The sequence below is a fragment of the Thiomicrolovo sp. ZZH C-3 genome (assembly GCF_054862725.1).
Window position 1 is genome coordinate 1 of the sequence record NZ_JBTKXX010000004.1, and the last position, 26,264, is coordinate 26,264.

Consider the following 26,264-nt stretch of genomic DNA (forward strand, 5'->3'; position numbering starts at 1 on the left):
ATTGGTTAATCCTTTTTTCGCAGCCTTGACTGCGGAAGTTTCATGAAAATAGTATACAATTTTGTCGGCTTTTTGTTCGGTATGGGTGGTTATTTTTTAGGCAATAAATGGATCTTGCCGTCCGACAAGAGGCACCTGTAGCGGTAGAAGTCGTGAGAAAAAATGGCTGCAAGGCCCCTTTAAAAGGGCGCTATGCGCCTATGCCGCTTCGTCGGAAGCGAGCCGTGCGCGGATCGATGCCTTGAAGGCTTTCATTTTCGGGCGTGTAATTTTGTCCATGGCCGATTCGCGCAGCGGTTTGATCGCCGCGGCGATCTCTTCACTCAAAGCGGAGCGCCCCTCGGCGATTAACGCATGGACCTCCTCGGCGAACATCGCGCTGCTTTTATCGGGCAGCAGGTCGTACAACGCCATAAAAAGCGCACGCTGCCCTTCACCCATCTTGCAGGTGTCATCCGAGATTTTCAGTGCGACCGTGATGGCGCAGTCGATCTCAAAGGGCGAGAGTGCTGCGGCGATTTCGGCCAGGCGGTTTTTATCAAAGTTCATATGGCATCCGATGCTTCCTTTAACAGCTTTCGCACTTTGCGATCCCCAGACGGCCGAGCAGGTCGGCGAAGAACTCGCCGCCGTCACGGTCATACTCGTCATGGAACTCGAGATAGATCGATGCGTCGCTGAAGTGGTTTAGGCTGGGAGAGATACCGCGCTGCTTCGACACGGAGGCGATCATATCGAGGATCCGTGACTTTACAGCATCGGAACCGTCAAATTCGATCTGCAGTCCCTGATACCGCTCTTCGCGCTGGTGAAAGGCCCGCATGGGCATGGGGGTGACGGCCATCGGCAGTGCCTCAGCCCGCCTCGTTCAGCTCTTCGGGCTCTTCCTCGACCAGTCTGCCGACACCGCGGTCCTCGACCGGGATATCCTCGCGGAATTTCTTTTTGCGGAACGACGGCGTTTTGAGCTTGCCGTTCTTTTCGCCGAGCTTGTAGATCTCTTCGTTGAGGAAGTGCTCTTCGAATTCCGGGGTAAACGGCATATCCCAGGTGATCGTACCGATACTCGGGCAGATCGCGGCGCACTGTGGATCGTCGTAGATCCCGACACACTCGACACACTTTTCAGGCTGGACGTAGTAGCGCTTCTCGCCGGTAGGGTTATCCGAATCGTCTACGATCGCGTTGACCGGACAGACTTGCAGACATGCGTCACAGGTAATACATTTGTCATCGATAATTACAGCCATTGTGTTTCCTTTAGGGGTTATAGAGTTTTAGGGTTTCGCCGACAGAGACGTGGTGCTGGCGATCAGCCATGCTGATCCCCTCCCGCCACGGCTGCGGTGAGACTTCAGGGCTCATGAGCCCTTTCTTTTTATGCACGCGGATCACATACGCGTCGCTCTGCACAAAATAGTCGTTGTATTCAGTATCGTAAGGCATGTCCCAGACAATGCATCCCTCCGTCGGACAGACGTCGGCACACTTCGGTACCGCGGCGTCGACGCATTCGATGCACTTTTCCGGCTTGACGTACGCATACTCCCAGTCATCCCTGGGCGAGCTATCCGCACTGACAATCGCCGTTGCCGGACATTCGTCAACACACGCATCGCAGTTAATGCAAAGATCCGTGATCATTACTGCCATAAATACCTTTCCGAAAATTTAGGTAACGGTTACCTGTAAAGATCTCTCCGGAGATCTTTAAACGCAACCGCTACGATGCTGCGCGCTGCGCACCTTTGTGGAATGCACGCAGCAGCCAGATCGGCGGCTGGGTATTGAGCATGTCGTGGATCTGGTCGATCGCGCCTTGAAGGTCCTCCCCTTCGGCGACGCGTACGGGGTGGATCCCCGCGGCCTGTACCATCTTCGATGCCTTCGGCCCGATCTGGGTGCAGTACATGATGTCCGCCTCTTCGATCGTCCCGATCTTGTAGTTGAGTTTCGCCACTTCTTCCTCGGGCTCCTCCGAACTGTCGATCACTTTGAGCAGGGTCGCGCTCTCTTTGTCGATTTCGTAAAGGTGGAAGGTCTTGGACCAGCCGAAGTGCTGATCGATCTTTTCGCCCGTGGATGAAGCAAATGCGATTCTCATGATGACTACCTTTTTATTTAGATGCGACAGGAAGCGTTCTGCTTCACCGTACGCTTCCATGTGTCAAACACCCTCTCCCGCCGAAAAGGTGCTTGACACATGAAAGCTAAAACATACCAAGGTTCACTCTGAGGTGAACCCCGGTGTTAACGTCGTGTTTGGACGCTACGAATTAGAAGGAGTCAGAAACGTTGGCGTGGCCTTCGCGCACGTCCATACCGATCTCGTCCATGAACTTCTGCTCTTTGACCGACGGAAGCATCAGCCCTTTCTTCTTGTGTTCACGGATCTTGTAGGTACCATCTTCGTTTCCGGCGGAGTAGTACTCTTCGAAATCAACGGTATACGGCATATCCCATACGATGGAACCTTCCGTCGGGCACGCTTCCGCACAGCGCGGCGTATCCGCGTGACCGACACACTCGACACAGGTTTCCGGCTTCACATAGAAGCGTTCGTCGTCGTAGGGGTTCTTTTCGTCACCGTTGCTCAAAATTGCCGCGACCGGGCATTCCGGTGCACAAGCGTCACAGTTGATGCACTCATCCGTAATCATTACTGCCATTTGTTTCTCCTGTAAAAAGTATGCTTTTCAGTTTGCAACTTTCGTTCCTGCACGCTTCTTGAAGCTCTCGACCGTCATCGGGACCACATCGGGTTCAAGATGGATATCGACACCGCGCAGCAGCATCGTCGCTTCGCAGCCGACTTCAAGCCCCAGTTCGTGGCAGGCTTTCTCCGTGACCAGCGAAACGACCGTGCCCAGATCACTGTCGAAGGTAAGCTCGCAGAGCGAATCCTTGCTGCGGATCTTTTTCAGTGTGCCGGGGATACGGTTTTCGATGGAGACCTTCCCCGGGCACTCTTTGCTGACGCAGACCGATGCCTCCTGGAAGGTAAAAAAGACCTTCTCGCCCACCGCGGCCCAGACCGGAGTCTTGGTTTTGATGAGACGGATCTGGGTCTCGTTGCACAGCAGCGTGATGTACGTGACGATGTCCGTGCTTTCGATATCGCTGACGACTGCGGCAATCTTGTTCATCCCGCGCTCCCTACATCAGGTAAAGGACGACATTTTTGTCGATCAGCTCCTCGAAAGCGTCGAGCAGCATATCCGCCGTCGAGGTGGAACCGAGGTGACAGCCCGAGCATGCACCCAGGTAGTTCAACCAGATCTGCGGGGTTTCGCCCGGGACGTAGTTGAGCAGTTCGATCCCGCCGCTGTCGGCCTCGAGGGTCGGACGGATCTTCTGGTCGATCACCTGCATGACCAGCGTGATCTGTTTTTCCACCGGCAGGCTGCGGAACGGTTCGTTGCGCAGGGTCGCCAGCTCTTTGTTGCTGACATAGGTGACCACCTCCTGCGCCCGAACATTGTTATTGTGCGCGGCGGTAATCAGGTAACGCATCGCTTCGGCTTTCTCGCCGCTTTCTTTGAGCATCATGCCCGCTTTGAACTGCGCGTCGACATGCCCGATATCGGCAGCTTTGCGGTAATAGGCAAGTGCGTCCTTCTCATTGGGGGTGCCGTCGAGTCCTTTTTCGAAGATCTGCGCCAGGCTCATCATCGCGTGCATGCTGCCCTGCTCGGCCGCCTTCGTAAACCACGTTTTGGCCGCTCCGATGTCGCGTCCGCACCCTTTGCCCTGCATCGCCATGACCCCCAGGTTCACCATGGCGTTGGCATCCGCTTTTGCCGCCGAATCGACAAAGAGGTCATACGCCTCTTTATACTGTTTTGCCTCGTAGGCACTGACTCCCGCTTCGAATGTCGTCATTTTCTGCTCCTCCTGACTTTGAAAATAGGCTTCGAGCCGTTCATATGCATCTTCTTCGGCCTCCTCAAAAGAGTCACCGATCCCCTTGATCTCCGGGAAGTCGACGAACTGGGCGACGCAGCCGTCCCCCTCCTCGTTGGAAAAACCGAAATAATCCATTGCATACTTTTTCATAGAGGGCTTGGTGCAAAGAACGTTCCAGAAGCGTGGAACATTTTTTGCAATATAAGGAAAAATCATCTAAGGAGGCGACAATGATCGCTATACCGGTGGACACGGCGTCGATGGATGCCACGTCATCGAAACTCTTCGGAAATGTTCAGGCATTCGCCCTTTATAATAATGATGAGAAGGCGTTCCACTTCATTCCGAACAACGGCAAAGGGGACGGTGTCAAAACCGCCAAACTGCTTGCCGACCACTCCGTGACGTCCGTCGTCTACTCTTTCATGGGTGACGGCCCCTACGGCGTCCTGGAGGAGGAAGGCATCGGTGTGTACTACCTGGGGAAAGAGCCGCTGGCACTTTCAACCATTGTCGAGGGACTGGAGACGGAAAATTTCGTCAAAGTCGTTTCGGCCAACGCGCAGACCTACCTCGATCCGGGCACGGCATCGGGAGCATGCGGATGTGGATGCAGCCATGACTGAGATCGTAACAAAAGAGATGCACGAAATCCGCGGCCTGATCGCGCAGACCGTCGCCAAGCGCAATGCGCTCAAGGCAGAGATGGAGGAGTGGTATGAACGCTTCCCCAACGAACGTTTCGGCAAGTTCAAGGACCTGATCGCCGTCGACGGCGTCCTCTCACAGCTCGATTCGCACTACAAACAACTCTGGGACTTTCACAACGCCCGTACCGAAGCCGTACAGCAAAAGGCAGTGTAAGGTATGCCGGAGTACAGCAAGGCCAGTAAGGCCCGCGTGCCTGATGCGCCCTCTGATTACAGTGAAAAAGGCCGCCTGAGAGCCGCCGGGGCGCAGATCGACCGCTACCGGATCATCCTGGACAAGGACAACTTCCAGCCTGAAGAACCCCACTGGCGTCGTATCAGCAAAAATACCGTGAGCCTTTTCCAGGTCCTGATCGACCAGGACCTCCAGGAGCTCGTCATGGTGCTGGAGCACTACCCCCGCTACATCGAGTGGGTCTGTGAACACTTCCGCTACGCCTACAGTTACAGTGAGAACGAAGCGAGCATCGACGCCGCTTCCCGGCTGCTGGAGCTGGGGGAACCCTTCTTCACCAAGCAGTTCGTCCGCAACCTTGTCCGCAAGCTCCCGCGCCTCGATGCCATGGAGCTCGAAGCGCTCAAAACCTTTGCCGAAACGGTGGCGGCACAGCACGGGCAGTGGCACCCTATCATTACGAACCACTACTGCGACGCCATCGGAGAGAGCGTCGAATCCCGTAAACTGCATCCGCTGCAACGCCTGGCCATCACCGGCAAGATCGCGAACATTGCGCGGATCGACACCTTCGAGTACGACGCCGAAGACCGCGACGCCGTCCTTGATATCCCCTACATGAATTGAATTGAACAGAAAGGTAACCTATGGATAAAGACACCATCAAAGAAGAACTTCTCAAACACGCGCGCAACGCTTTTGAAACCGCCTCGACCCTGCACGAGAACGAGCGCATCGAGGTCTACCTGCACGACGGCATTGCCAAGACCTCCGATGTCCTGGACGACAGCGACGAGATCGTCTACGGCGACAACCGGGTGCTCTGCTACCAGATCCAGGGGTACGACTACCTCGAGGGCGAGATCAAAACCTGGATCGACTATGCCCGCGTCATCCCGCAGCCGACCGACGACGACACACCGCTGCCCGAACCCACCGACGTCGAAAAGTCGATCCGCGAACTCATCAACGATCTGGCAAAATCCAAGGGGGTGAGCCCCGACGACATCAGCTCCTTCGAGGTCTTTGCCAACCTGCCGATGGACCTGCTGGGCACAATTGAACAGCAGATCATCGAGTACTGGTGGAGCGCGGAAGAGGAAGAGAACGGCAAGAAGCTCGCCCTGGCCCAGATCGAAGAGGCATTGGCCTAAATCATTTCATCCGGACGCAGTCCGGGCGACCCAACCACATCCCCTTTCACTCCTTACGTCAGTGAAAGCCCCTCACCCTTTCTTTAGCATTGACGCCCTAAAGCGCCAGCAGCATCTCGTAGAGTTCGAAGGCGTCCTTCGTGCCCGCCAGTTCGCGGATGGAGTGCATGGCGTAGGTCGGCAGCCCGACGTCGAGGGTTTCGATGCCCAGCCGCGTAGCGGTGATGGGGCCGATGGTCGAACCGCACCCCATGTCACTGCGGGTGACGAACTCCTGCAGCGGGTGCCCGGCACGCTCGGAGGCGAGGACGAAGCGCGAGACCGTCCGGGAGTTCGAGGCGTAGCGCTGGTTGGCGTTAAGTTTCAGTACCAACCCCTTGTTGATGTAGGGGGCGTGCTCCGGGTCATGCTTGTGCGCGTAGTTGGGGTGCTGCGCGTGGGCGTTGTCGCACGACACCATCAGTGAGCGCTGGCAGAGCTGCACGAAGGCTTCGTAGCTCCCCGTCATGCGCTGCAGCGTATTCTCCAGGAAGGGGCCCGCCGCCCCGCTGCTGCTTTCGCTGCCGACCTCTTCGTGGTCGGAGAGGATCATCAGGTAGGGGCGGTCGTTGCCGACGCTGCAGATGGTGAGCAGCACCACGTAGCAGCTCAGCAGGTTATCCAGGCGCGCCGAGGCGATAAACTCCTTGGCCACACCGACATAGGAGGCCTTCTGCGTATCGTACAGGCTCAGCTCGTGTGAGAGTAGACGGTCAAAGTCGTCCACCCCCGCCGCGACGAGCTGCTTCCCGACCCACGCTTCGAAATCAAAGCTTTCATCGCAGCCGATGAGCGCGGGCAGGTCCGTCTGGGCGTTGACCGTGCGGCTCTGATTCGCCTCGCGGTCGAGGTGGATCGCCAGCGACGGGATCACTGCCACCGCGTCTTCCGTGTCGATGTTCGCCTCTTTGATCTCCCCCGATGCCGTCTTGTAGGCGACCCGGCCGGCAATGCCGAGGTCCCGGTCGAACCAGGGGTTCATCAGCAGCCCGCCGTAGGGCTCCACCCCCAGGCGCACCGTACCGCTTCCTTTGAGGACCGGCGAAGGCTTCAGTTTGAGGTTGGGCGAATCGGTGTGTGCCCCGAACATGACGTAGTCGCTCTCCCCCGTATAGGTGAAAGCGATCACCGAAGAGGCATTGCGGGTCGTGTAGTAGCGCTTGCCGACTTCCAGCGACCATTCGCTGCGCTCGTCCAGATAGGTAAACCCGGCATTCTCCAGCATTCCCGTGACGTTCGACACCGCATGAAACGGCGTCGGCGACGCATCCAGAAAGCCCAAAAGTCCGTCGTTGAAATCTTCTCGAGTCATGGATGTTCCTATTTATATAGTCGTTTGATTACTCTCTGATTATAGCGTCCACTGTTCTTCAAGATACTTACAAACTATTTCAAATATAAATTATACTCGTTATGAATCAACCACTAAGATTTAAACAACTAATTAGTCGTAGACTTATATGACTACGACATATTTTTTAAACTATTCATCATTCTTCCAAGAATTTGCGATTAGCTGGTCATGACAGGAATATTAGATTTTTTGCCTTTGTCAAAGCGTTCATCAGCGAAATCAACGAGATCTGTTACTAGGTCATGGAAGCGTTAAAGCATCAGAAAATCTTACAGACATTGATTTTTTAAATATTTGTACCTTTGTCTTAAACCTTTAAGAAAAACATCGTAAGATTACCATTACTAACGGAATCAAATTTGAAATATTAAACTACCTGAATCGTTGGTACATTCAAAACCAAAAAAAAGAGTATTTGAGGACGGAATGATTACTATTAAAGAAAAAACTGGCACCTTCTTGCAACACACAATCAATGCTTTTGATAGTAAAAACATTAATGAAGCCAGACAAGCTGCTGAGGCTTTCTGTAAATTAGTCATCTTAAAAGAATATGGTGAGTCCGAAGGCACTCAAATCCTTGAAAATACACACAGCACTATCAAATATTCATTTGATAATGCAATACAATCTATTATTTTTGGAACGTCCAGACGGACAGGGCTCATTCAAGACAAAAGGCCAAAGGCTTACCTCCTTGTCCTACAGAGCAATGGCAATCCCTCGTCCCATGATGATGATCACACTATTCTTACTGAAAAAGAAAAAACATATACGCTTTTAAATTTAGCATTTCTGTCAGAATGGTTGTATGCAGAATACTTACACACCCCCTTACCAAGTAAACTTAGGTCTTTTATACTAACGCTACAACAAGATCTTGTAGAACCTTTACTTAATGAAAATGAAAAAGTATCTTGGGAAGAAATCAAAAATATCACTCAAAATTTCAATGAAACATTACAAAGATATGTATTAATATCTGATAGTGTAGAACAAAGTCATGACCTTGAACATTTAGCATATATACCTTGGTCATATGTAGCAGACTTTGATAGTCAAAGTGACATCAATGGACTATTATCAAGTGTAAGTAATACGCTTCAAAAATATAGAGATGTTAATAGGCTTACAATTAACAATACACTCGAATATAAAAGAAATACAGTTTTTTGGGATTTTGTTAATGGGTTTGCGTCTGATAATAGTACTATCACTGATAATAGCAAACTGTGGCAAAAAAAATATGTCTTCAGTAACAAAATTCGTAATCACTTAGAAAATTTATATAAAGGTGGTATCTCAAGTGCTGATATTTATATTTTTGTTTTTTGGGAAAACTTTGAAAAACTGCAATATATCATCGATTTTATCAATATCATTGATGATGTCTTTTCTACTGAAACAACAGTTTTTTTCTGTTCCAGTAAGCAAAAAATCATAGATAGAATACATAGTGAACAAAAAGATTATGAAAATTTTCGAACATTTTATACATATGAGTTTTCAATAAGACATTTTAGTCTTTTACTACATAACAACAAAAAATTGAACAATAATTTCGATTTACTTTTACCTGCTCTCATAGAAGGTCAAGAAACAGAGATTGAAATTTCTAAAAACGATTATTTACAGTATATAGACACTATCCAATTACTTAGTAAAAACATACAAACAGAGTTTGTTGAATGCAATCACTTCTATCGAGGGAATCAAATAAATACTAACTTTCTGAATCAAGAATGTGATATTAAGCGAGATGTTGGGAGGAAAATTGAGATCGATGTAATTTCGGGCCTTAAACAACGTGATCAAAAGTTAATATATTTGCTAAGTGAACCTAGTGCCGGTAGTAGCACGATTATTAATCGTATTGCTTGGGATACTAAGGAAAGATTTCCAAGTTTGCAGATTCTAGATTACTCGAAAAAAAGGACATATGAATTTATACAAAAATTGTATACCTTAACTAGTAAACCAATTATGATTTATATTGATCATAATATTAAAGAAGATGCTGTAAAAAATCTAATAAGCGAATTAAATTCAAAATCAATATCCTATGTAATTTTGTATGTTATTCGCTTTTTAAATCGTGCTGATCTGAATCAGCAATACAGAAAATTATCAGCAGGAGGATTTTCTGTATTCAAGATTGAAGAAACGCTTTCCCAAAAAGAATCCAATGCTATTTACAATAAACTTGCACAATTAAATATAGAACGCCAAGAGGATTTAGTTGGACTTCACATAGGGTATAAAAATTCCCTTTTCAAATATTGTTTTACTACTTTTTTGGATGAATACAATAAACTAGACGACTACATAAAAAATCGTGTTGATATATTAGAAGGCAGACAAAAGAAACGCCTAATGTTTTTAGCATTAGTTCAGTATTTCACTGGTGATGAAATTAGTCTGTATTTTTTAACAAATAAAGTACAGAAGAATTCACTTTTCTTCGAAACAGATACAATCAATAGCCTTATCATTTATAATGAAATCAATGAAGACATCACTATAAAAATCATTCATAATCTTATCAGTGAAAAGTTACTTATACTTTTTTCAAGAGTTGAACAACAAAAAGCATGGCAACAGAAATTAGTTGACATGGCACTAGAATTTCTCAAGTTTATTGAAGAAAACCATTCTCACACTAAAAACAATGATCAAATTATGGAAATCATCAATAGGCTTTTTATTAAAAGAGTTGTTACTAGTTATGATTCTGAAGATCAAGGGCCACAAAGATATTATACTGATTTAATTGAATGTCTATCAACAGATGCTAAAGAACAAATTTTTACATACTTATCTGAAATGTATCCAGAAAACAGTCATATACAAGCACACTTGGGGCGTTTTTATAGTGTAGATAGACAGAATTTATCGAAAGCATTAAAGTATATTAACAAAGCAATTGAAATTGCTGAAAATCAAGGAAATAATGATTCAATTTTATATCATATAAAAGGAATGGCTTACTTTCGTGCGATGAAATATGACATTCGTATGGAAAATAATATTGATGAAATAATAGAATTAGCAAAACAAGCCTCAGAATACTTCATAATTTCTAGAGAATCTGACACCCAATCAAACAATGAATACCCATTTGTGAGTCACGCAAGAGCGCTATTATATTTACTGAAATACGGTACTAAACGATATGGGAATATTGAAAACTTCATTCAGGAATATAAAAATGATGATTTTATTGTTGACATTATCGATAATTTAGAAAGTTTAATTTCTGATTTTGAATTAGTAAGTTCTGGCCGAGATGAATATAACGATATGAAACAAATTCAAAATCAACTATGGGAATTGCAAGGAGATATCGGTAACTCACTTTCCATGCTTAATAATATGTTGGCAAAAAATACATTTTACAACCCATCTATCCGAAGAAATATCGTAAGATTAAATATTAAAAAGTTCAATGAGAATATCAATAGTATTCCGACAGAAAAAGTCACACAACTATTATCACATCTAGACAAAAATATTGAGAATGTTTCTTTAAAGAATCTCAACTCTGCTGATCTATTATTGTGGCTAAAACTAATTAGACATAAAGACATTGATTTGGATATTCTAAAAATTTTAGATTCATTGACTCATATTGACATACTTCTTAAAGATGAAGAGCAATTAACTAAAATCCAAAAAGACCTACATATTCTGATAATTTTTTACTTGTATATTTTAAAATTTATTCAGTATTACAATGGCAATAATGAACTCCTAACAGAGCTAATTCAGCTCACTAAACAGCTCCAATCAAAATCAGTTTTCATAGAAGGTAATAGATTTCCAAGAGAATGGCTTTCTTCAAATAAGTCCGAGAGCATAAAAAAAATAATTCACAGATTTGATGCTAGATTAGCGTGGGATAAAGAAGAAAAATTTTTCAAAAAACCTGGTTTGAAGCATTTAGAAAAATGTGAAGGAACTATTCATGAAGTAAAAAATCAAAAAGCAGGCACAATTCTGTACAATAATCTCCATGTTTATTTTATTCCTAAATCTGAATTTACAAAAAGTGACCTGAACAAAACTGTAGAATTCTATCTGAGCTTCAGTTATGATGGATTACAAGCTTGGAATGTTCAAATGAAATAGAGTTCCATGAGTAAGGAAAGGAAGGGGAAGAGTTATTAATCTTATATTTTCTCAAGCTACAAAGTATAAATAAAAGTCAAGATACATTGACAAGTTCAGATTAATTATTCTTCTCAAAGTCCAGTACATAATTTTCTATCAAACTTTATTAGGTTAAAACAATAGCACTTTTAGGTGTCAAATCCGTCCAATTTTGTGACACCGGTTCAGTTCGAAACGAATAATGTCGTTAGTGATTCATCAAAAACAATCTTACTAAAAAGAAATAATCGTTTAAAGCGTCATCTGGATCAGGCTCTCGGCCCACATGCTGAGCTGGTCCTTGGTGAGCTTGCTCGTAAAACGGTTCATCTCCATCCCCTTGCTGAAGGCAATGGTCGTGGGCAGTTCGTTGACGCCGTACTGCAGCGCCAGCGGACCGTCAGTGAGAGTATTGACCTTCAAAAAGCGTACTTCCAGCGGACAGGAGGCGGCGGCCTTTTCAAAATCGGGGGCCATCTCCATGCAGGGACCGCAGTCGGGGGAGTAGAAATCGACAATAACGGGGATGTCGTTTTCGGCGATGTGGAGCTTGAACGTCTCCGCATCGCAGGTAACGGGGGTCGTATCGGTCAGGGGTTTGCCGCAGCTGCTGCAGAGCACCTCTTTTTTTTCGACTTCGTTGACAACGTTATTGACGACTTGGCAGTGGGGGCAGACGATCTTGAGGGTTTGCATCTTTGACTCCGGAAATATAGTGTTCCGCAGGGCATGCAAAATCCGTGCCCGTCGGCCGTTTACCCATTCCCCCCGTGCTTTGGCATAATAACGGCAAAGCAACACCAAGGAGTCACCATGCATCTGGGATTTATCGGGCTCGGGCACCTCGGCCGCGCCGTCGCCGAAAGACTGCTGGCGTGCGGGCATACGCTGAGCGTCTACAACCGCACGCCGCAGCGGGCGGAGGGGCTGGATGCCGAACTTTGCGACCATCCCTGCGACGTCATCGAAAAGTGCGATGTCGTCCTGCTCTGTCTCTTCGACAGTAACGCGGTCGACGCAGTGCTCTCCGGCGAAAACGGCCTGCTGAGCGCCAACGTCTCCGGCAAGACCGTCATCGACCTGACCACCAACCATTTCGACGCCGTTGCGGGTTTCCACGAACGCTGCCGCCTTGCGGGGGCTTCCTACCTGGAGTGCCCGGTCCTCGGCAGCGTCGTCCCGGCCGCCAACGGGGCGCTGACCGTACTGACCAGCGGGGAGGAAGCGGTTTTTGAACGTTCAAGAGGCATCCTCGAGGCCATCGGTGCGCACCTCTTCTACCTCCGTGAACCCGGGCGTGCGACAAAGATGAAGCTCGTCAACAACCTTGCCCTGGGCGGCATCATGGCCGTCCTGGCTGAAACGGTCGGCATCGGCGAAGCAGCCGGGATCGAGCGTAAAACGCTCCTCGATATCCTCGCCGTCGGCGGCGGCAAATCGCTCGTGCTCGACGCCAAGCGCCAGAAACTGCTCGATGACGACTTCACGCCCCACTTCTCCAACGCCCTGATCTACAAGGACCTGCACTGTCTGCAGGACCTCGCCTACGGCCTCGAACAGCCCTTGTACACGGCCGGTATGGTCAAAGAGCTCTATGCACGCACCTTCGCCGAAGGGTTCAGCGGCGAGGATTTCGCCTCCGTCGCCAAGCTTTTCCGAAAGCATGAAGGGTGAAAACACTCCTTATTACCGGCGCCGCCCAGGGGATCGGGTTGGGGACGGCTACCCTCTTTGCCGACCGCGGCTGGAAGGTCTACGGCCTTGATGTGCAGAGCGACCGTCTCGCTGCCGCAGCCCTCAAGGGGGGATTCGAACCGCTCGTCTGCGACCTCGCCGACCCGGAAAGTATTGAAGAAACGGTAGCGTCGCTGCCGCACCTCGACGCCCTCGTCAACAACGCCGCAACCAGTGCCAACGGCGACCCGCTTACCCTCTCTGTAGCAGAGTGGAAACGGGTCATCGACGTCAACCTGACCGCTCCCTTCCTCCTCAGCCGCTCCGCGGCGCCGTTGTTGGCTGCGAGCGGCGGCAGCATCGTCAATATCGCCTCGACCCGCGCCCTGATGAGCGAACCGCATACGGAAGCCTACAGCGCCAGCAAAGGGGGAGTGCTGAGCCTCACCCACGCCATGGCCATGAGCCTCGCCCCCGTGCGCGTCAACGCCGTCAGCCCCGGCTGGATCGAACACGCCGCACCCAACACACTTCGCGGCGAAGACCACGCTTTTCACCCCGCCGGGCGGGTCGGAACGGTGGAGGATATTGCGGAGATGGTCTGGTATCTGACAAGCGGAGCGGCCCGTTTCATCACGGGCCAGAACTTCGTCATCGACGGCGGCGTGACGAAGAAAATGATCTATCCGGGGTAACAGTCCCCTCCGGCAGCAGCGCTAGGCGACGTCGACGTCGCTGAGGGCGGCCAGCTCCTCCATGATGGAGTTGTTGACACGGATGGCCGAGTCGATGACGACATTTTGCAGCTTGGAGACGATGTTGAGCTTCAGCGGCCGCGTCCCCGGGTGGCGGCGCACCAGGCGGTAGAGCTCCTCGAGACGCTCCACGCCGTTGTCCAGGTGCAGGCGCAGAGTCAGCGGCTCCTGCGGCACTTCGCGGATCTTTGTACTGACCTTCTTGCTCTCCCGCTTCACCTCTTTGAGGGTCATGATCTTCGTCACACTCGTACGGGTGAACATCTCCGTGTGGGTCACCTTGACCTTGAAGGCAATAGGCTCGTCGAGGTTCATTGCCTCGAGTTCCTCGAGTTTGTCGCTGAAGAGCATCACCTCGAGGTTGCCGTGGAAGTCCATGATGTTGACGATGCCAAACTGGTTGCCTTTCTTGGAGATCTTCTTCGTAATCTCCTCGACCTTCCCAATAAAGATGGCATAAGAGCCGTCGGCAATGTTCTCCAGGTCTGAGGAGAGGGTGTATTCGAGCGGATCGAGCTCCTCGCGGTAATCATCGAGCGGGTGGCCCGAGACGTAGAAGCCCAGGGTCTCCTTCTCGAACTCCAGGATCTGCTTCAGCCCGAACTCCGGCGCGTTTTCAAGCTTGAGGTGCACCGTGGTGACGTCGGCGTCGTCGCCGAAGAGGCTCCCCACGGCGTTCTTGCGCGCCTGCATGGAGTCCTTGGCCGTCTCGATCACCGTCTCCATCTGCTCGAGCAGCGCACGGCGCGAATAGTGGTAGCGGTCGAAGCCCCCCGCCTTGGCGATGGATTCGAGCACCTTCTTGTTCACCTTCTGCGGGTCGATACGGTTGACGAAGTCCTGCAGGTCCGTGAACTCGCCCTCTTTTCGTACTTCGAGGATCGACTTGACCGCGGAGGTCCCGACCCCTTTGATGGCACCGAGCCCAAAGAGAATGTGGTCCTGGTCATCCTTGCGGGTCGCACTGAACTCGAGCTGCGAATCGTTGATGTCCGGCGGGCTCAGTTCTATGCCCATCCGCTTGACCTCATCGATGTACTTGACGACCTTGTCGGTGTTATCCTTTTCCGAGGTGAGCAGGGCCGCCATGAACTCCTGCGGGTAGTAGGTCTTGAGCCACGCCGTCTGGAAAGTGACCATCGCGTAGGCCGCCGAGTGGGATTTGTTGAACCCGTAGCCGGCGAACTTCTCGATCAGGTCGAAGAGCGCGGAGGCTTTCTTGTAATCCAGTCCCTGCTTCTGTGCCCCTTCGGAGAACTCGCGATTGTACTTCTCCATCAGGTCCGCTTTCTTCTTACCCATCGCACGGCGGACGATGTCCGCCCCGCCGAGGCTGAAGCCCCCGACGGTCTGGACGATCTGCATGACCTGCTCCTGGTAGACGATCATCCCGTAGGTCGGCTCCAGGGTATCTTTGAGCATGTCGAAACTGACCTCTTCAAAGGGGTAGAAGATCTTCTTGCGCCCGTGCTTGCGCTCGATAAAGTCGTCAAGCATCCCCGACTCCATCGGTCCCGGGCGGTAGAGCGCCAGGACCGCAATAAGGTCTTCGAAGTTGGAGGGTTTGAGGCGCTTGTTCAGGTCCTGCATCCCGCTCGATTCGATCTGGAACATCCCGACCGTCGCCCCGCTCTGGATCACTTCGTACACCTTCGGGTCGTCCACGTCGATGGTGTTCCAGTCGATCACCCTGTCATAGCGCATCTTGACGAGCTTGATGGCGTTGTCGATGACGTCGAGAGTCTTGAGGCCGAGGAAGTCGAACTTGATCAGGTCGACGTCCTCGAGGTAGTTGAGCGAATACTGGGTGACGAAGGTCTCCTCCCCCGGCGGCTTGTAGATAGGCGTCTTCTTCCAAAGCTCTTCGTTACTGATGACGACCCCCGCCGCGTGCATCCCGGCGTTGCGCTTGAGCCCTTCGAGCTTGAGGCTGAACTCCCAGACGCGTTTTGCCTGCGGGTCCGTGTCGATAAGCTCCTTGATCTTCGGCTCTTTCTGGAAGGCGCCCGGTTTGAAATCGTCGCCTTTCTTCTTGCCGTTAAGGGTGATCCCCAGCTCTTCGGGAATGAGCTTCGCCATCTTGTCCGCCTGGCTCAGCGGCATATCGAGGACGCGAGAGACGTCGCGGATGACCCCCTTGGCCAGCAGGGAGCCGAAGGTGATGATCTGCGCCACCTGGTTGCGGCCGTACTTGCGCACGACGTAGTCGATCACCTCGCCGCGGCGCGCCTGCATGAAGTCCATATCGATATCGGGCATCGATACACGTTCGGGGTTCAAGAAACGCTCGAACAGCAGGTCGTACTTCATCGGGTCGATGTCGGTGATCTCCAGGGCGTAGGCAACAAGGCTCCCCGCAGCAGACCCCCGCCCCGGGCCGACGGCGACCCCCATCCGCTTCGCTTCGGCGACAAAGTCCCAGACGATGAGCATGTAGCCGGGGAACTTCATGGAGTTGATAACGTCCATCTCGTACTCCAGGCGCTCCCGATACTCCTCGTGGCGCTCCGGCGGCACGTGTTTCAGGCGCTCCTCCAGCCCCAGCTTGCAGCGGTGGACAAAGAATTCCGCGTCGTTCTTATCGGCGGCGCCCATCCACTTTTTCTTCTCCTCCGCCGTCGCGTCCGGCCCCAGCGGCGCATCGTCGGCGTGGTTGATGTCGAGCCCTTCTTTGGCGGCGTACTCGCGGGTGAACTTGAAGTTCGGCGGCGTCGGGTTGCCCAGGTCGAGTTCAAGCTGGCATTTGTCGACGATCTCCTGGGTCGCTTCCAGCGCTTCGGGGACGTCCGCGTAGAGCCGCTCCATCTGCTCCGGGCTTTTGACGTAGAATTCATGCACCGAGTGGCGCAGGCGGTTCGGGTCGTCGTAAAGTTTATTCATCCCGATACACATGAACGCCTCGTGGTACTGGGCGTCGTCGGGGAAGGTGTAGTGGGTGTCGTTCGTCGCGACAAGCTTGATCCCCGTCTCCTGGGAGAGCTTGAGCAGCGGTTCGTCGATAAAGAGCTGGTCGGCGATGCCGTGACGCATCAGCTCCAGGTAGAAGTCGTCCCCGAAGATCTCCTTGTACTCCAATGCGACCCGCTTCGCCTCGTCGTAACCGCCCGCACCGAACTTGACGTTGCGCTCGCTGTTGGTGTTGAGGTGCCAGCTCACCTCCCCCTGCAGACAGGCTGACGTACAGATAAGCCCCTCGCTGTGCTCGCGCAGCTCCTGTTTCGTAATACGGGGAAAGTAGTAGAAGCCGTGGATATAGGCCATGGAGGAGAGGTACATCAGGTTCTCGTACCCCTTCTGGTTTTTCGCGTAGAGGCAGATGTGAAATCGCTGGCGTGTGCTCTTGTCATCGAGGGTCTCGCCGTTATGAATATAGCCTTCCATCCCGATAATGGGCTTGATCCCCTCGCCTTTCATCTGGTGCCAGAAATCGATGGCGCCGAACATGTTGCCGTGGTCGGTCATCGCGACCGAGGTCATGCCCAGCTCCTTGACGCGTTTGGCCAGGTTGCTGATCTTGTTCGCGCCGTCGAGCAGGGAGTATTCGGTGTGCAGATGCAGGTGGGTAAAGGGGTGTTTGCTCATGGGTTCCTCGTGCATAAAGGCACCTCTGAGATCCGTTCCGGGGTTTTTAGAGGTGCCCATAAATCAAAAAACGATTATAGGGTCCGGGGGATAAAATGCGGCTGTGTCCGTCGGGTTAGCGCAACATGCTATGATGACATTTCCCCGACACGGGTAAAGAGAGGATCATGGAAGCTTTCAAACAGTTCCTGGTACGGCAGGGGCGGCGCTTCGGCCGGGCTGCCTGGATGTTCTATGCACTGGTTTTCCTGCTCGCCGCGACCCTGCTGCTCGGCCTGGTCTACCTCATTTTCGGCTGGCTGATCTACGTCAGCCCCAATGCCGTTCTTGTATTGACCGGCGTGCTCGTACTTCTCATCTTCTATACCCAGCGCCGCCGCAGCCGGTAGTATAATGGCACGCATGATCCTTGTTTTTGACCACCACGATTTTGCCGTTGTCGCCAAACCGGCCGGGATGAGCTTTCACAGCGAGACCGGGCCGGGGTTCGTCGTGCAGGCCTCCGAACTCACCGGCTGCCCCCTCTACCCCGTCCACCGCCTCGACAAGATGACCTCGGGACTCGTCATCCTCGCCAAAAGCAGCGCAGCGGCGGCGGCCTTTACGGCACTGTTCGAGCACCGCGAAGTCGAAAAATACTACCTCGCCCTCAGCCTGCGCAAACCGAAAAAGAAACAGGGATGGATCAAGGGGGACATGGCCAAAGCGCGCCGCGGCGACTGGAAACTGCTCAAGACGGCAGCGAACCCGGCGGTGACCCGCTTCATCTCCGCGCCGCTGCGCGAGGGGGAGCGCGCCTTCCTCGTCAAGCCCTACACCGGCAAGACCCACCAGATCCGCGTGGCGCTCAAGAGCCTCGGTTCCCCCATCGCCGGCGACGTGCGCTACGCCGACAAGGCGGAAGCGGAGAAAGAGGCGCGCGGCTACCTCCATGCCTACGCCCTGCGCTTCACCTACAACGGCGAGCCCTTCAGTTTCACCCTTCCCCCCGACGAGGGGGAGCGTTTTCTCTCGCCCCTGTTTTCCGATCTGCTGCAGGCATGGCAGGCCCCCTGGGAGCAGTTTCCCGAAAAAAAGTAGGCATCCCGTTACCCTCGAACTATTTTTTTGCGTTATACTTGAAGCACCACGACCCTTAAGGGTCAGAGCGGAGCGACAACGTGAACCCCTCAACCTACGACGTCCTCATTATCGGCGGCGGCATCTCCGGTGCGGCGCTGCTCTATGCCCTGGAGCGCTACAGCGATCTGGGCAGCCTCTGCCTGCTCGAAAAATACGGCGCCCTCGCCACGCTCAATTCCAGCGCCACCTCCAACTCACAGACCCTGCACTGCGGCGACATCGAGACGAACTACACGCTGGAGAAAGCGGCCAAGGTCAAACGGACCGCCAAGATGGTCGAGAAGTACTGCCTGCAGCACGGCTACGAGCACGACATCATCCATGCCCACCAGAAGATGGCCCTGGGCGTCGGGTACGACGAAGTCAACTTTATGACGAAGCGCCACGAGGAGTTCAGCACCCTCTACCCCTACCTGAAGATCTTTGACCGCGAAACGCTCAAACGGATCGAACCCGCCGTCGTCTACGACGCCGACGGCAAGGAGCGCCTCGAGCCCATCGTCGGCGTCGGCGTGCAGGGGGAATACACCACCGTCGACTTCAAGCGCCTCAGCGACTCCTTCATCGAAAATGCCATGCAGGGCAGCCGCAAGCATACCGACGTTTTTTTCAACCAGCATGTCCTGCAGATCGACAAGCGCGGGGAGCTCTTCGAGGTCCGCAGCGGCAGCCGTACCTACTACGCGCGTTTTGTCGTCGTCGATGCCGGGGCCCACAGTCTCTTCCTCGCCCACCGTATGGGGTACGGGCTCGACTTCGGCATTTTGCCGATGGCGGGCAGCTTCTACCGCTCGACCAGGCATATCCTGAGCGGCAAGGTCTACATGGTCCAGAACCCCAAACTTCCCTTCGCCGCGCTGCACGGCGACCCGGACCTGCTGCTGGGCGGCCTCACCCGTTTCGGCCCAACGGCCCTGATGCTGCCCAAACTCGAACGCTACAAGCGGGGGACCTACCTCGATTTTCTCCGTACCCTCCGGTTCGACCACAATATTGCGAGCATCTTCTATGACCTCCTCAAAGACCGGGACATCCGCAACTACGTCCTGCGCAACTTCCTGTTTGAAGTACCGTGGCTGAACAAACGCCTTTTTGTCAGGGACGCGCGCAAGATCGTCCCCTCCCTGCAGCTCTCCGACATCGAGTACGCCTCCGGGTTCGGCGGGGTACGTCCCCAGGTGCTCGATAAAAAACAGCGCAAGCTGCTGCTGGGCGAAGCGAGCATCGATACCGGGGAGGGGATCGTCTTCAACATGACCCCCTCTCCGGGGGCGACGAGCTGTCTGGGCAACGCCCGGCGCGACGTGGAGACGGTCTGCGCCTATCTCGGCCGCCGCTTCGACCACGCCCGCTTCGACGCGGAACTTACCGAAGGAGACCGTCCATGAAAAAGCTGCTCTACATCACGGACCAGCAGGAGTACGCCGACCACGGCACCATCGCCCCGCTCTTCGGACACTACCTCAAAACGTACCTGCAGGTCTCGATCGTCTACTACACCCGCTACAAGGACAGTTTCCAGTACAAAGGCGATGACTGCATCGTCCCCGAGGAGAAGCTGCAATCGATCATCGGCTACCTCGACGAAGAGGGGGTGGACGTCGGCAGCTTCGACTTTATCCTGGTGCGCAACCGCGTCGATGTTCTGCGTACAGTGCTCGCCCACCGCGAGCGCTACGGCTACAAGGTCGGTTTCCGACTCTCCTTTCCCAAGACCGAAACGGCCTATGCCGCCATGATGGCCAAGTACAATCGCGCTTTTCTCCCCTCTCTCGCCCTGAAATACAAGCGCAGCCGGGAGCGGAAACTGATCGAAGCGTGCGATCTCTTCCTCCCCGCTTCGGCCATGCTGGCCTCGGGGCTCTACCCCAATCTGCAGCTGCCGACACTCCCCCTGCCCGCCGGTATCGACCCGGCGCGTGTCGTGGAACCCAACGAGAACGGCAGCTCCCCGCGCCGCTTTATCTACGTCGGTTCCCTTGACCCGCTCCGCCGTTTCGAGACCCTGCTCGACGCCTTCGCCGCGCTCACCCACCTGGAGTGGTCACTGGATATCTCCACCTTCGACCCGACCTATCTCAAAAAAATCCTTAAAGAGTACCCGGAGCTCGCCGGGCGCATCCGCATCCTGCAGGCGGCCAACCTCACGGAGCTGGGACGGCAGATCAGCGCCTGCGATGTCGGCCTGGCCCTGATGCCCGCCCTGCCGATCTTTGCCATGACCCTTCCGGCCAAGGTGATGGACTACTACGCCGCCGGTATCCCCGCCCTGCTGACCGACACCCCCAAGAACCGCGACCGGCTGCGCGACGGGGACGAAGCCTTCTTCTGCGCCTTTGATGCCGCCGCCATCGCCGCGACGCTCGAAACCCTGATCCGCAGCGATGCCGCACACCTCTCAACGGTCCGCGAACAGGGGCTTAAACGGCTGCTCGGGGCGGGACGCGCCTATGACGTGATGGCCCAGCAGCTCTACCGCCGCCTCACAACGCTCCAAGCGCAGTAATTGCATAGCAATTCTTGGCTACAATGACGCCAAAATGAAGGAGTATTCATGTCTACATTTGAAAATGTCAGTGTTCAGAAAGAGGCCAATGTCTATTTCGGAGGGAACGTCACGAGCCGGACGCTCACCCTGCCCGACGGCAGCGTCCTGACCCTCGGCATCATGCTGCCGGGCGAGTATGAGTTCGGGACGGGCAAGCCTGAACTGATGGAGATTTACGAAGGGGAGCTCGATATCCTGCTGCCGGGCGAGAGCGCATGGCAGACGATCCACGGCGGCCAGAGCTTCAATGTCGGCGGCGACACCAAATTCCAGGTCCGTGTCAAAAGCATTACGGACTACTGCTGCACCTACCTCGACGCGTAACGGCGCCTAGGCGCAGTAGTCGGCGAGCAGGCCGCGTTTTACACCCTCATAGGCGGATTCCCCCGCCAGTTTTTTCACGATTTCAAGACCGAAACAGATCGCCGTACCGGGACCGCGCGACGTCATAACGTTCGCATCTTCCACGACCGCGGCGCGATCGCCCTGGAACCCCTCTGTCCGGATCTCCTTCTCCACACCGGGATAGGCGGTATAGTTCGGCTTCAGCACCCCGGCAGCATTGAGGGCGATCGGCGCCGCGCAGATGGCGCCGATCGGCTTGCCCTTGGCATCCATCGCCCCCAGCAGCGCCTGGACGCCGGGATCTTCTGTCAGACGTTGGGTACCGCCGCCCCCGCCGGGCAGGACGATCATGTCGATCTCATCCGCGCCCAGATCCCCGATCGGCGCTTCGGCGCTGACGACCAGACCGTGCGCACCTTTCACTTCCAACGCCCCGTCCAGTGAACGTACCAGAACGTCGATACCGCCGCGGCGCAGCACGTCGATGACGGCAACGGCTTCGATCTCTTCAAATCCCTCGGCCAGCGGGACCAATACTTTTTTCGGCATAGAAGACTCCTCGTCAGATAGCTAAGAGGACAATTGTAGCATGGAAGGAAAAAAAGGAGGAAAAGCCCCGGGCTGCTGCCGGGGAAGCGGGGTTACTTTACTTTTTCGACGTACTCGCCGTCAACGGTGTTGACTTTGATCGTATCGCCTTCGAGTACATGGTAGGGGACCTGTACGACGGCACCCGTCTCCAGTGTCGCCGGCTTCTTGGAGCCGCTTGACGTGTCGCCTTTGAAGTTCGGCGGGGTTTCGGCAACGACAAGTTCCATCGTATCCGGCGCATCAACGGAGATCGCCTGGCCGTTGTGGAAAACGATCTCGACGTTGGTACCGTCTTTGAGCCACTTCATCGCATCTTCGCACTGCTCATACAGCAGGCCCAGCTGCTCGTAACTTTCGTTGTCCATGAACTGCAGCATTTCGCCGTCGTCGTAAAGGTACTGCATCGTTTTGTGTTCCATGTTCGGCACTTCGAACTTGTCACCGGCGTGGACCGTCTTCTCGATCACTTTGCCGTTGAGAAAACTCTTCACTTTCATACGCACGAATGCCGCACCCTTGCCCGGTTTGACGTGCTGGAATTCCACGACTTTGTAAGGAACGCCCGCGATTTCGAGGCGCACGTTTTTCTTGATGTCACCCATTCCGATTGTTGCCATCATATACCCTTAGATTATAATTTTCCGGGATTTTACACTATTTTCGCTAAAAAGCGGCGGCGGTCACTTGTACCAGTGGCGCCGGATGCGCCGCCCCGATTCGTATTCGTCCACCAGGACCCGCGGCGGTGTCCCCCGCGACAGGGAGACAATGATGTTGCGACTACCGTTGACAATGAGCAGCTCGCCGTGCTCCAGCGTCTTGTAGTCGCCCCGGCTGACATGGTCGTACACGATGCTGAGAATATGGTCATATTTGGGCAGGGTGAACCCCGCAATCGGCACCCCGTCGACGAAGTGCTGGTAGAGCAGCCGTTTGGCAAGCTGAAGCGTCGCAAAGAACGTCGCCGTGCTGCGCATTGCAGGGGTCTTGACCAGGGGGCGCTGCAGGTCGCCCAGCGGGTTGATCATGTCGCTTTTGGCACAGGCCATGCCGACCATCGCGGCAAAGTGCGCTTCGCGGCTGCCGGCATAGTAGGCCGAGAGGCCCGTTTTACAGGCCTGCAGATAGTCGCCGTCGCGGTAGAGGGCGAGCACCTGCTTCGTATCGGCGCCGTAGCCTGAGAGCGTCAGGAACGCCAGGAGTGTCATCATAGGAATTATTCGCTTCATGGGGGGCATTATAGCACTTCTGCCGGTGCAGGGAAAAACCGTGATGTCACCCCTCAGAGCGCACCTTCAAGCAACTTTCGCTAAAATCTTACCCCATGCAGATAACGATCGATGAATATGCCCACCGCTTCAAAATGTCCAAAGAGATGATCCGCGCCAAACTGCGCGCAGGCAGACTGCCGCACACCGTCATCGACGGAACGACCTACATTACCGTTGAAGCACCTTCCGCATCCGCGCCCAAACAGGGCACCCCGCAGCGGACCACCGCCGGGGCGGTCATCATGATGTACCAAAAAGAGAATGCCGAACTCAAGCGGAAAATCGAGGAGCTCGAAGCGAAGATCGACCGCCTCATCGGGGACAAAGAGCAGATGCTGCGCGAAGAGCGCGACCGCATCGAAGGGATCTATGTCTCACGGGATGAGCAGCTCAAGTCCTTCCTGGAACTGGTCAATGCCAAACTCGTGCAGGAGGGGCTCAAGCTCGCTTCGCATGCCGAAGCGACCGATACGGCACCCTTCACCGACGCCGCAGCGGCCCGGACCCTGCCCGAACAGATCGAGCTTTTCCGCTACCTCGAGGCCAAACACTTCTCCTCCTCGGAGATCAAAACGGTCAAGAAGCGTTTCGCCAAAGCGTACGGCAACGACATCCGCGTCATCCAGCAAAACGGCGAATTTATCCTCGATTTCTCCAAGTACGACTACAGCGATCTTCTCGCCCGCTGACCCCGCCCCCCCGTAAACGCTTTTTACTGCCGTCTGCCACGATATAACTCCCCTCCGCTGCGCTCTATCGAGAAACTGTACTTATACGGAATGATGTATATAATATACGTTTTAACATCTCTAAATTATCATTAATTTCTGATTTAATACTGTTATTTTCTATAAATGTACTATTATTGTAGTTTATATACGGTTTTTTGCTTTATTTAAGAATCCTTCTTCTACAATGGAGCAATGGAACACTCCGATCTTTTCAATATTCTGCACAACGCGGTGGAAGCCCAGGGCAACGGCAAGAAGATCACCCAAAAAGAGATGGCGTCGCTGCTCGGGGTCTCCATGCGCACCTATCAGGACTGGCGCTTGGGAAATGCGAAGCCGCAGGCGGCCAGGGCGGTGATGCAGATGCTGGGGAAGCTCGAAGATGAAGACATCATCAGGGTCGTACGGAAGATCAACCGATTGGAGGAAGCCTCATGACGACATTGACACCAAAAGAACGCGAAGATCTGCAATCCGTTTTCAGTTCGATTTCCGATAACGAACCGACACGGGTCGCCAAACTGTGCCGCATAAAGAATATTATTTTTCTTTATGTTGAATCCCGCCTCCACCATCTGTTCAAAAAACGGGTTTCCTACCAAAAATAGGCACTTTCGGGGGACAAATCCCCCCAATACCCCCCAAATTCAGTCACTTGAAGATAAATTTAAGCAAACAGACTATAAAGTAACCGTCAGAACAGCTTTGCGAGCGCCAATCCCCTAAATTGCGTGCTCCAAGAGGTGTTATATTTCAATGACTTGGAGCGTTTTATGAACAAAGCACAGTTTGTCGAACTGGTTCAGAAGCACGGTGACTACAAAACAAAAGCAGAAGCAGAAGCTGCGATCAAAGCCTTTACAGATGCGGTAACAGAAGCACTTGTAGCAAAAGAAGATGTCACACTTGTTGGCTTCGGTAGCTTTACATCTGCCCTGCAAAAAGGTAAAAGCGGTACAGTACCGGGTACGGACAAAAGCTATACTACAGCGGACAAAATGGTTCCGAAGTTCAAAGCAGGAAAAGGTCTCAAAGACCGCGTTGCCGAAGGCAAATAACTCCTCACCCCGGCCGCCTTCCGCGGCCGCTTTTCCCCACACAACCATTAACTTCTACGTCTAATCCTTCCACATCCGATTTCAGACAGGATTCTTCTGGCACACTCATACGCATAAACTCATAGCTACAAAGGCATCGTATGGAAAAAGTGACCAAAACGGAACAGGAGTGGCGTGCCAAGCTCTCGCCGGAAGCCTACCACGTCTGCCGCGAACACGGCACCGAAGCGCCCTTCAGCGGGAAATTCTATCAGCACAAAGGCGACGGGATCTACCGCTGCGTCTGCTGCGATGCGCCGCTCTTTACGTCGGATACGAAGTTTGATTCGGGCACGGGGTGGCCGAGCTATTTCGAGCCCTACAGCGACGACGCGCTGGTCGAGATCAAAGATACGAGTTTCGGGATGGTCAGGGTGGAAGTAAGGTGCGCGCGCTGCGATGCCCACCTGGGGCATGTCTTTCCCGACGGTCCGGAACCGACGGGGCTGCGCTACTGCATCAACTCCGTCTGCCTGACCTTTGATGAGGCGGAAAGTTAGAAGTTGACGGCGAGGCCGATCATATAGTTGTTCATCGCTTCGGATGTGTTGACATACTCGACGTAGAGGTCCAGCTGGTTGTTCAGCTCGTACATCCCGGCAATGCCGCCTGAGATCGTCACGTCACCGCGAGAGTGGAGTTCATCGGCGAGGTTCGGGAAGATGACACCGAATTTCGGGCGGACTTTGAACGCGGAGCCAGGGATGTCGATCGTATAGGTGCCATAAAGACCGAAGGTCGTGACATCGATCTTGTTGTTGCTGTTGCTGATCTCCGGTGAGATCAGAGACGTACTCAGTTCCGCTTCCACACCGAGGTTTTTCAGCACGTTGTCGAGCTCGACCCCGCCTTTGATCGCCAGGCCGACACCGTCGTCGACATGTTTCGGCATCGCTTCGAGACCGATACCCGCGCCTACGTAAAATCCGTTGCTGCCCTGCTGCTGGGCATATGCTGATGATGTCAGCAGCAGTGCTGCCGCAATCGATACAATTTTTTTCATCAATTTATCCTTTCCTATGTAATGGGCGGCATTATAGCACCATGAGATATAATGGCGG

The 26,264-nt window shown here is 53.1% G+C and carries 31 protein-coding genes; 16 read left to right on the forward strand and 15 right to left on the reverse strand.

Annotated features, from left to right (window positions below; translation table 11 throughout):
- Positions 1-198: 198 nt before the first annotated feature.
- From ACXWTF_RS11295 to ACXWTF_RS11330, 8 genes are all read right to left on the reverse strand, one after another.
- A complete protein-coding gene (locus ACXWTF_RS11295) occupies positions 199-549 on the reverse strand; it encodes a hypothetical protein (protein WP_461715094.1) in 351 nt (116 codons plus the stop codon).
- Between the two features lie 19 nt (positions 550-568).
- Entirely contained in the window at positions 569-844 is a 276-nt protein-coding gene (locus tag ACXWTF_RS11300) for a hypothetical protein (RefSeq protein WP_461715095.1), read from the reverse strand.
- A 10-nt stretch (positions 845-854) separates the two neighbouring features.
- Complete coding sequence (locus tag ACXWTF_RS11305) at positions 855-1,250, reverse strand: 4Fe-4S dicluster domain-containing protein (RefSeq protein ID WP_231018428.1); 396 nt, start codon at positions 1,248-1,250, stop codon at positions 855-857.
- A gap of 10 nt (positions 1,251-1,260) precedes the next feature.
- Positions 1,261-1,653: a 4Fe-4S dicluster domain-containing protein gene (locus ACXWTF_RS11310; protein WP_461715096.1), complete on the reverse strand. Its 393-nt coding sequence runs from the start codon at positions 1,651-1,653 to the stop codon at positions 1,261-1,263.
- 70 nt (positions 1,654-1,723) lie between these two features.
- Positions 1,724-2,104: a NifB/NifX family molybdenum-iron cluster-binding protein gene (locus tag ACXWTF_RS11315; protein ID WP_461715097.1), complete on the reverse strand. Its 381-nt coding sequence runs from the start codon at positions 2,102-2,104 to the stop codon at positions 1,724-1,726.
- Between the two features lie 172 nt (positions 2,105-2,276).
- Entirely contained in the window at positions 2,277-2,669 is a 393-nt protein-coding gene (locus ACXWTF_RS11320; RefSeq protein ID WP_461715098.1) for a 4Fe-4S dicluster domain-containing protein, read from the reverse strand.
- A 27-nt stretch (positions 2,670-2,696) separates the two neighbouring features.
- The gene (locus ACXWTF_RS11325) at positions 2,697-3,146 is read right to left on the reverse strand and encodes a TOBE domain-containing protein (protein WP_461715099.1); all 450 of its coding nucleotides are present in this window, start codon (positions 3,144-3,146) and stop codon (positions 2,697-2,699) included.
- A 10-nt stretch (positions 3,147-3,156) separates the two neighbouring features.
- Entirely contained in the window at positions 3,157-4,056 is a 900-nt protein-coding gene (locus ACXWTF_RS11330; protein WP_461715100.1) for a NifU family protein, read from the reverse strand.
- A gap of 80 nt (positions 4,057-4,136) precedes the next feature.
- Here ACXWTF_RS11330 and ACXWTF_RS11335 point away from each other — a divergent pair, with 80 nt between their 5' ends.
- The 4 genes from ACXWTF_RS11335 to ACXWTF_RS11350 are packed head-to-tail and all read left to right on the forward strand — an operon-like array spanning position 4,137 to position 5,945.
- Positions 4,137-4,532: a NifB/NifX family molybdenum-iron cluster-binding protein gene (locus ACXWTF_RS11335; protein ID WP_461715101.1), complete on the forward strand. Its 396-nt coding sequence runs from the start codon at positions 4,137-4,139 to the stop codon at positions 4,530-4,532.
- Positions 4,525-4,770: a hypothetical protein gene (locus ACXWTF_RS11340; protein ID WP_461715102.1), complete on the forward strand. Its 246-nt coding sequence runs from the start codon at positions 4,525-4,527 to the stop codon at positions 4,768-4,770. Before ACXWTF_RS11335 ends, ACXWTF_RS11340 begins: the two co-directional genes overlap by 8 nt.
- Positions 4,771-4,773: 3 nt before the next feature.
- A complete protein-coding gene (locus tag ACXWTF_RS11345) occupies positions 4,774-5,418 on the forward strand; it encodes a hypothetical protein (RefSeq protein ID WP_461715103.1) in 645 nt (214 codons plus the stop codon).
- A 20-nt stretch (positions 5,419-5,438) separates the two neighbouring features.
- Positions 5,439-5,945, forward strand: a complete 507-nt coding sequence (locus tag ACXWTF_RS11350; RefSeq protein ID WP_461715104.1) for a hypothetical protein — start codon at positions 5,439-5,441, stop codon at positions 5,943-5,945.
- 97 nt (positions 5,946-6,042) lie between these two features.
- Here the strand turns inward: ACXWTF_RS11350 and ACXWTF_RS11355 are convergent, their stop codons facing one another.
- Positions 6,043-7,296 carry a M18 family aminopeptidase gene (locus ACXWTF_RS11355; RefSeq protein ID WP_461715105.1) on the reverse strand — a complete coding sequence of 418 codons (1,254 nt, stop codon included), beginning with the start codon at positions 7,294-7,296 and terminating at the stop codon, positions 6,043-6,045.
- Positions 7,297-7,764: 468 nt separating this feature from the next.
- Here ACXWTF_RS11355 and ACXWTF_RS11360 point away from each other — a divergent pair, with 468 nt between their 5' ends.
- Entirely contained in the window at positions 7,765-11,466 is a 3,702-nt protein-coding gene (locus ACXWTF_RS11360; protein WP_461715106.1) for a tetratricopeptide repeat protein, read from the forward strand.
- A gap of 273 nt (positions 11,467-11,739) precedes the next feature.
- On the opposite strand, the gene ACXWTF_RS11365 is transcribed toward ACXWTF_RS11360, so the two are convergent.
- The gene (locus ACXWTF_RS11365) at positions 11,740-12,183 is read right to left on the reverse strand and encodes a thioredoxin family protein (RefSeq protein ID WP_461715107.1); all 444 of its coding nucleotides are present in this window, start codon (positions 12,181-12,183) and stop codon (positions 11,740-11,742) included.
- 117 nt (positions 12,184-12,300) lie between these two features.
- Here ACXWTF_RS11365 and ACXWTF_RS11370 point away from each other — a divergent pair, with 117 nt between their 5' ends.
- A complete protein-coding gene (locus ACXWTF_RS11370) occupies positions 12,301-13,161 on the forward strand; it encodes an NAD(P)-dependent oxidoreductase (RefSeq protein WP_461715108.1) in 861 nt (286 codons plus the stop codon).
- Positions 13,158-13,856 carry an SDR family oxidoreductase gene (locus tag ACXWTF_RS11375; protein ID WP_461715109.1) on the forward strand — a complete coding sequence of 233 codons (699 nt, stop codon included), beginning with the start codon at positions 13,158-13,160 and terminating at the stop codon, positions 13,854-13,856. Before ACXWTF_RS11370 ends, ACXWTF_RS11375 begins: the two co-directional genes overlap by 4 nt.
- Positions 13,857-13,877: 21 nt before the next feature.
- On the opposite strand, the gene dnaE is transcribed toward ACXWTF_RS11375, so the two are convergent.
- Entirely contained in the window at positions 13,878-17,498 is a 3,621-nt protein-coding gene (dnaE, locus tag ACXWTF_RS11380) for a DNA polymerase III subunit alpha (protein ID WP_461715314.1), read from the reverse strand.
- 167 nt (positions 17,499-17,665) lie between these two features.
- Here dnaE and ACXWTF_RS11385 point away from each other — a divergent pair, with 167 nt between their 5' ends.
- From ACXWTF_RS11385 to ppnP, 5 genes are all read left to right on the forward strand, one after another.
- A complete protein-coding gene (locus ACXWTF_RS11385; RefSeq protein WP_461715110.1) occupies positions 17,666-17,887 on the forward strand; it encodes a hypothetical protein in 222 nt (73 codons plus the stop codon).
- A 13-nt stretch (positions 17,888-17,900) separates the two neighbouring features.
- On the forward strand, positions 17,901-18,578 hold the full coding sequence (locus ACXWTF_RS11390; RefSeq protein ID WP_461715111.1) for a TIGR01621 family pseudouridine synthase: 678 nt from the start codon (positions 17,901-17,903) through the stop codon (positions 18,576-18,578).
- 80 nt (positions 18,579-18,658) lie between these two features.
- Positions 18,659-20,008, forward strand: coding sequence for an FAD-dependent oxidoreductase (locus tag ACXWTF_RS11395; protein WP_461715112.1), 1,350 nt, complete (start codon positions 18,659-18,661; stop codon positions 20,006-20,008).
- Positions 20,005-21,126 carry a glycosyltransferase gene (locus tag ACXWTF_RS11400; protein WP_461715113.1) on the forward strand — a complete coding sequence of 374 codons (1,122 nt, stop codon included), beginning with the start codon at positions 20,005-20,007 and terminating at the stop codon, positions 21,124-21,126. Before ACXWTF_RS11395 ends, ACXWTF_RS11400 begins: the two co-directional genes overlap by 4 nt.
- A 48-nt stretch (positions 21,127-21,174) precedes the next feature.
- Entirely contained in the window at positions 21,175-21,492 is a 318-nt protein-coding gene (ppnP, locus tag ACXWTF_RS11405) for a pyrimidine/purine nucleoside phosphorylase (protein ID WP_461715114.1), read from the forward strand.
- Between the two features lie 6 nt (positions 21,493-21,498).
- On the opposite strand, the gene ACXWTF_RS11410 is transcribed toward ppnP, so the two are convergent.
- From ACXWTF_RS11410 to ACXWTF_RS11420, 3 genes are all read right to left on the reverse strand, one after another.
- Positions 21,499-22,062 carry a DJ-1 family glyoxalase III gene (locus ACXWTF_RS11410; protein ID WP_461715115.1) on the reverse strand — a complete coding sequence of 188 codons (564 nt, stop codon included), beginning with the start codon at positions 22,060-22,062 and terminating at the stop codon, positions 21,499-21,501.
- A 92-nt stretch (positions 22,063-22,154) separates the two neighbouring features.
- Positions 22,155-22,721, reverse strand: a complete 567-nt coding sequence (gene efp / locus ACXWTF_RS11415; RefSeq protein ID WP_416768338.1) for an elongation factor P — start codon at positions 22,719-22,721, stop codon at positions 22,155-22,157.
- 63 nt (positions 22,722-22,784) lie between these two features.
- Positions 22,785-23,333 carry a hypothetical protein gene (locus tag ACXWTF_RS11420; protein WP_461715116.1) on the reverse strand — a complete coding sequence of 183 codons (549 nt, stop codon included), beginning with the start codon at positions 23,331-23,333 and terminating at the stop codon, positions 22,785-22,787.
- Between the two features lie 95 nt (positions 23,334-23,428).
- Here ACXWTF_RS11420 and ACXWTF_RS11425 point away from each other — a divergent pair, with 95 nt between their 5' ends.
- The 4 genes from ACXWTF_RS11425 to msrB all read left to right on the forward strand — a co-directional run bounded on the left by ACXWTF_RS11425 (position 23,429) and on the right by msrB (position 25,703).
- Positions 23,429-24,064, forward strand: a complete 636-nt coding sequence (locus ACXWTF_RS11425) for a hypothetical protein (RefSeq protein WP_461715117.1) — start codon at positions 23,429-23,431, stop codon at positions 24,062-24,064.
- Between the two features lie 234 nt (positions 24,065-24,298).
- Positions 24,299-24,544: a helix-turn-helix domain-containing protein gene (locus tag ACXWTF_RS11430; RefSeq protein WP_461715118.1), complete on the forward strand. Its 246-nt coding sequence runs from the start codon at positions 24,299-24,301 to the stop codon at positions 24,542-24,544.
- A gap of 335 nt (positions 24,545-24,879) precedes the next feature.
- Complete coding sequence (locus tag ACXWTF_RS11435; RefSeq protein WP_416768341.1) at positions 24,880-25,164, forward strand: HU family DNA-binding protein; 285 nt, start codon at positions 24,880-24,882, stop codon at positions 25,162-25,164.
- A 140-nt stretch (positions 25,165-25,304) separates the two neighbouring features.
- Positions 25,305-25,703, forward strand: a complete 399-nt coding sequence (gene msrB / locus ACXWTF_RS11440) for a peptide-methionine (R)-S-oxide reductase MsrB (RefSeq protein WP_461715119.1) — start codon at positions 25,305-25,307, stop codon at positions 25,701-25,703.
- Here the strand turns inward: msrB and ACXWTF_RS11445 are convergent.
- Positions 25,700-26,206, reverse strand: coding sequence for an outer membrane beta-barrel protein (locus tag ACXWTF_RS11445; protein ID WP_461715120.1), 507 nt, complete (start codon positions 26,204-26,206; stop codon positions 25,700-25,702). The genes msrB and ACXWTF_RS11445 overlap by 4 nt on opposite strands.
- Positions 26,207-26,264 lie beyond the last annotated feature (58 nt).

Coding starts and splice junctions, on each gene's coding strand:
- ACXWTF_RS11295 (WP_461715094.1), bottom strand. CDS start 549: ATGAACTTTGATAAAAACCGCCTGGCCGAAATCGCCGCAGCACTCTCG.
- ACXWTF_RS11300 (WP_461715095.1), bottom strand. CDS start 844: ATGGCCGTCACCCCCATGCCCATGCGGGCCTTTCACCAGCGCGAAGAG.
- ACXWTF_RS11305 (WP_231018428.1), bottom strand. CDS start 1,250: ATGGCTGTAATTATCGATGACAAATGTATTACCTGTGACGCATGTCTG.
- ACXWTF_RS11310 (WP_461715096.1), bottom strand. CDS start 1,653: ATGGCAGTAATGATCACGGATCTTTGCATTAACTGCGATGCGTGTGTT.
- ACXWTF_RS11315 (WP_461715097.1), bottom strand. CDS start 2,104: ATGAGAATCGCATTTGCTTCATCCACGGGCGAAAAGATCGATCAGCAC.
- ACXWTF_RS11320 (WP_461715098.1), bottom strand. CDS start 2,669: ATGGCAGTAATGATTACGGATGAGTGCATCAACTGTGACGCTTGTGCA.
- ACXWTF_RS11325 (WP_461715099.1), bottom strand. CDS start 3,146: ATGAACAAGATTGCCGCAGTCGTCAGCGATATCGAAAGCACGGACATC.
- ACXWTF_RS11330 (WP_461715100.1), bottom strand. CDS start 4,056: ATGAAAAAGTATGCAATGGATTATTTCGGTTTTTCCAACGAGGAGGGG.
- ACXWTF_RS11335 (WP_461715101.1), top strand. CDS start 4,137: ATGATCGCTATACCGGTGGACACGGCGTCGATGGATGCCACGTCATCG.
- ACXWTF_RS11340 (WP_461715102.1), top strand. CDS start 4,525: ATGACTGAGATCGTAACAAAAGAGATGCACGAAATCCGCGGCCTGATC.
- ACXWTF_RS11345 (WP_461715103.1), top strand. CDS start 4,774: ATGCCGGAGTACAGCAAGGCCAGTAAGGCCCGCGTGCCTGATGCGCCC.
- ACXWTF_RS11350 (WP_461715104.1), top strand. CDS start 5,439: ATGGATAAAGACACCATCAAAGAAGAACTTCTCAAACACGCGCGCAAC.
- ACXWTF_RS11355 (WP_461715105.1), bottom strand. CDS start 7,296: ATGACTCGAGAAGATTTCAACGACGGACTTTTGGGCTTTCTGGATGCG.
- ACXWTF_RS11360 (WP_461715106.1), top strand. CDS start 7,765: ATGATTACTATTAAAGAAAAAACTGGCACCTTCTTGCAACACACAATC.
- ACXWTF_RS11365 (WP_461715107.1), bottom strand. CDS start 12,183: ATGCAAACCCTCAAGATCGTCTGCCCCCACTGCCAAGTCGTCAATAAC.
- ACXWTF_RS11370 (WP_461715108.1), top strand. CDS start 12,301: ATGCATCTGGGATTTATCGGGCTCGGGCACCTCGGCCGCGCCGTCGCC.
- dnaE (WP_461715314.1), bottom strand. CDS start 17,498: ATGAGCAAACACCCCTTTACCCACCTGCATCTGCACACCGAATACTCC.
- ACXWTF_RS11385 (WP_461715110.1), top strand. CDS start 17,666: ATGGAAGCTTTCAAACAGTTCCTGGTACGGCAGGGGCGGCGCTTCGGC.
- ACXWTF_RS11390 (WP_461715111.1), top strand. CDS start 17,901: ATGATCCTTGTTTTTGACCACCACGATTTTGCCGTTGTCGCCAAACCG.
- ACXWTF_RS11400 (WP_461715113.1), top strand. CDS start 20,005: ATGAAAAAGCTGCTCTACATCACGGACCAGCAGGAGTACGCCGACCAC.
- ppnP (WP_461715114.1), top strand. CDS start 21,175: ATGTCTACATTTGAAAATGTCAGTGTTCAGAAAGAGGCCAATGTCTAT.
- ACXWTF_RS11410 (WP_461715115.1), bottom strand. CDS start 22,062: ATGCCGAAAAAAGTATTGGTCCCGCTGGCCGAGGGATTTGAAGAGATC.
- efp (WP_416768338.1), bottom strand. CDS start 22,721: ATGGCAACAATCGGAATGGGTGACATCAAGAAAAACGTGCGCCTCGAA.
- ACXWTF_RS11420 (WP_461715116.1), bottom strand. CDS start 23,333: ATGAAGCGAATAATTCCTATGATGACACTCCTGGCGTTCCTGACGCTC.
- ACXWTF_RS11425 (WP_461715117.1), top strand. CDS start 23,429: ATGCAGATAACGATCGATGAATATGCCCACCGCTTCAAAATGTCCAAA.
- ACXWTF_RS11430 (WP_461715118.1), top strand. CDS start 24,299: ATGGAACACTCCGATCTTTTCAATATTCTGCACAACGCGGTGGAAGCC.
- ACXWTF_RS11435 (WP_416768341.1), top strand. CDS start 24,880: ATGAACAAAGCACAGTTTGTCGAACTGGTTCAGAAGCACGGTGACTAC.
- msrB (WP_461715119.1), top strand. CDS start 25,305: ATGGAAAAAGTGACCAAAACGGAACAGGAGTGGCGTGCCAAGCTCTCG.
- ACXWTF_RS11445 (WP_461715120.1), bottom strand. CDS start 26,206: ATGAAAAAAATTGTATCGATTGCGGCAGCACTGCTGCTGACATCATCA.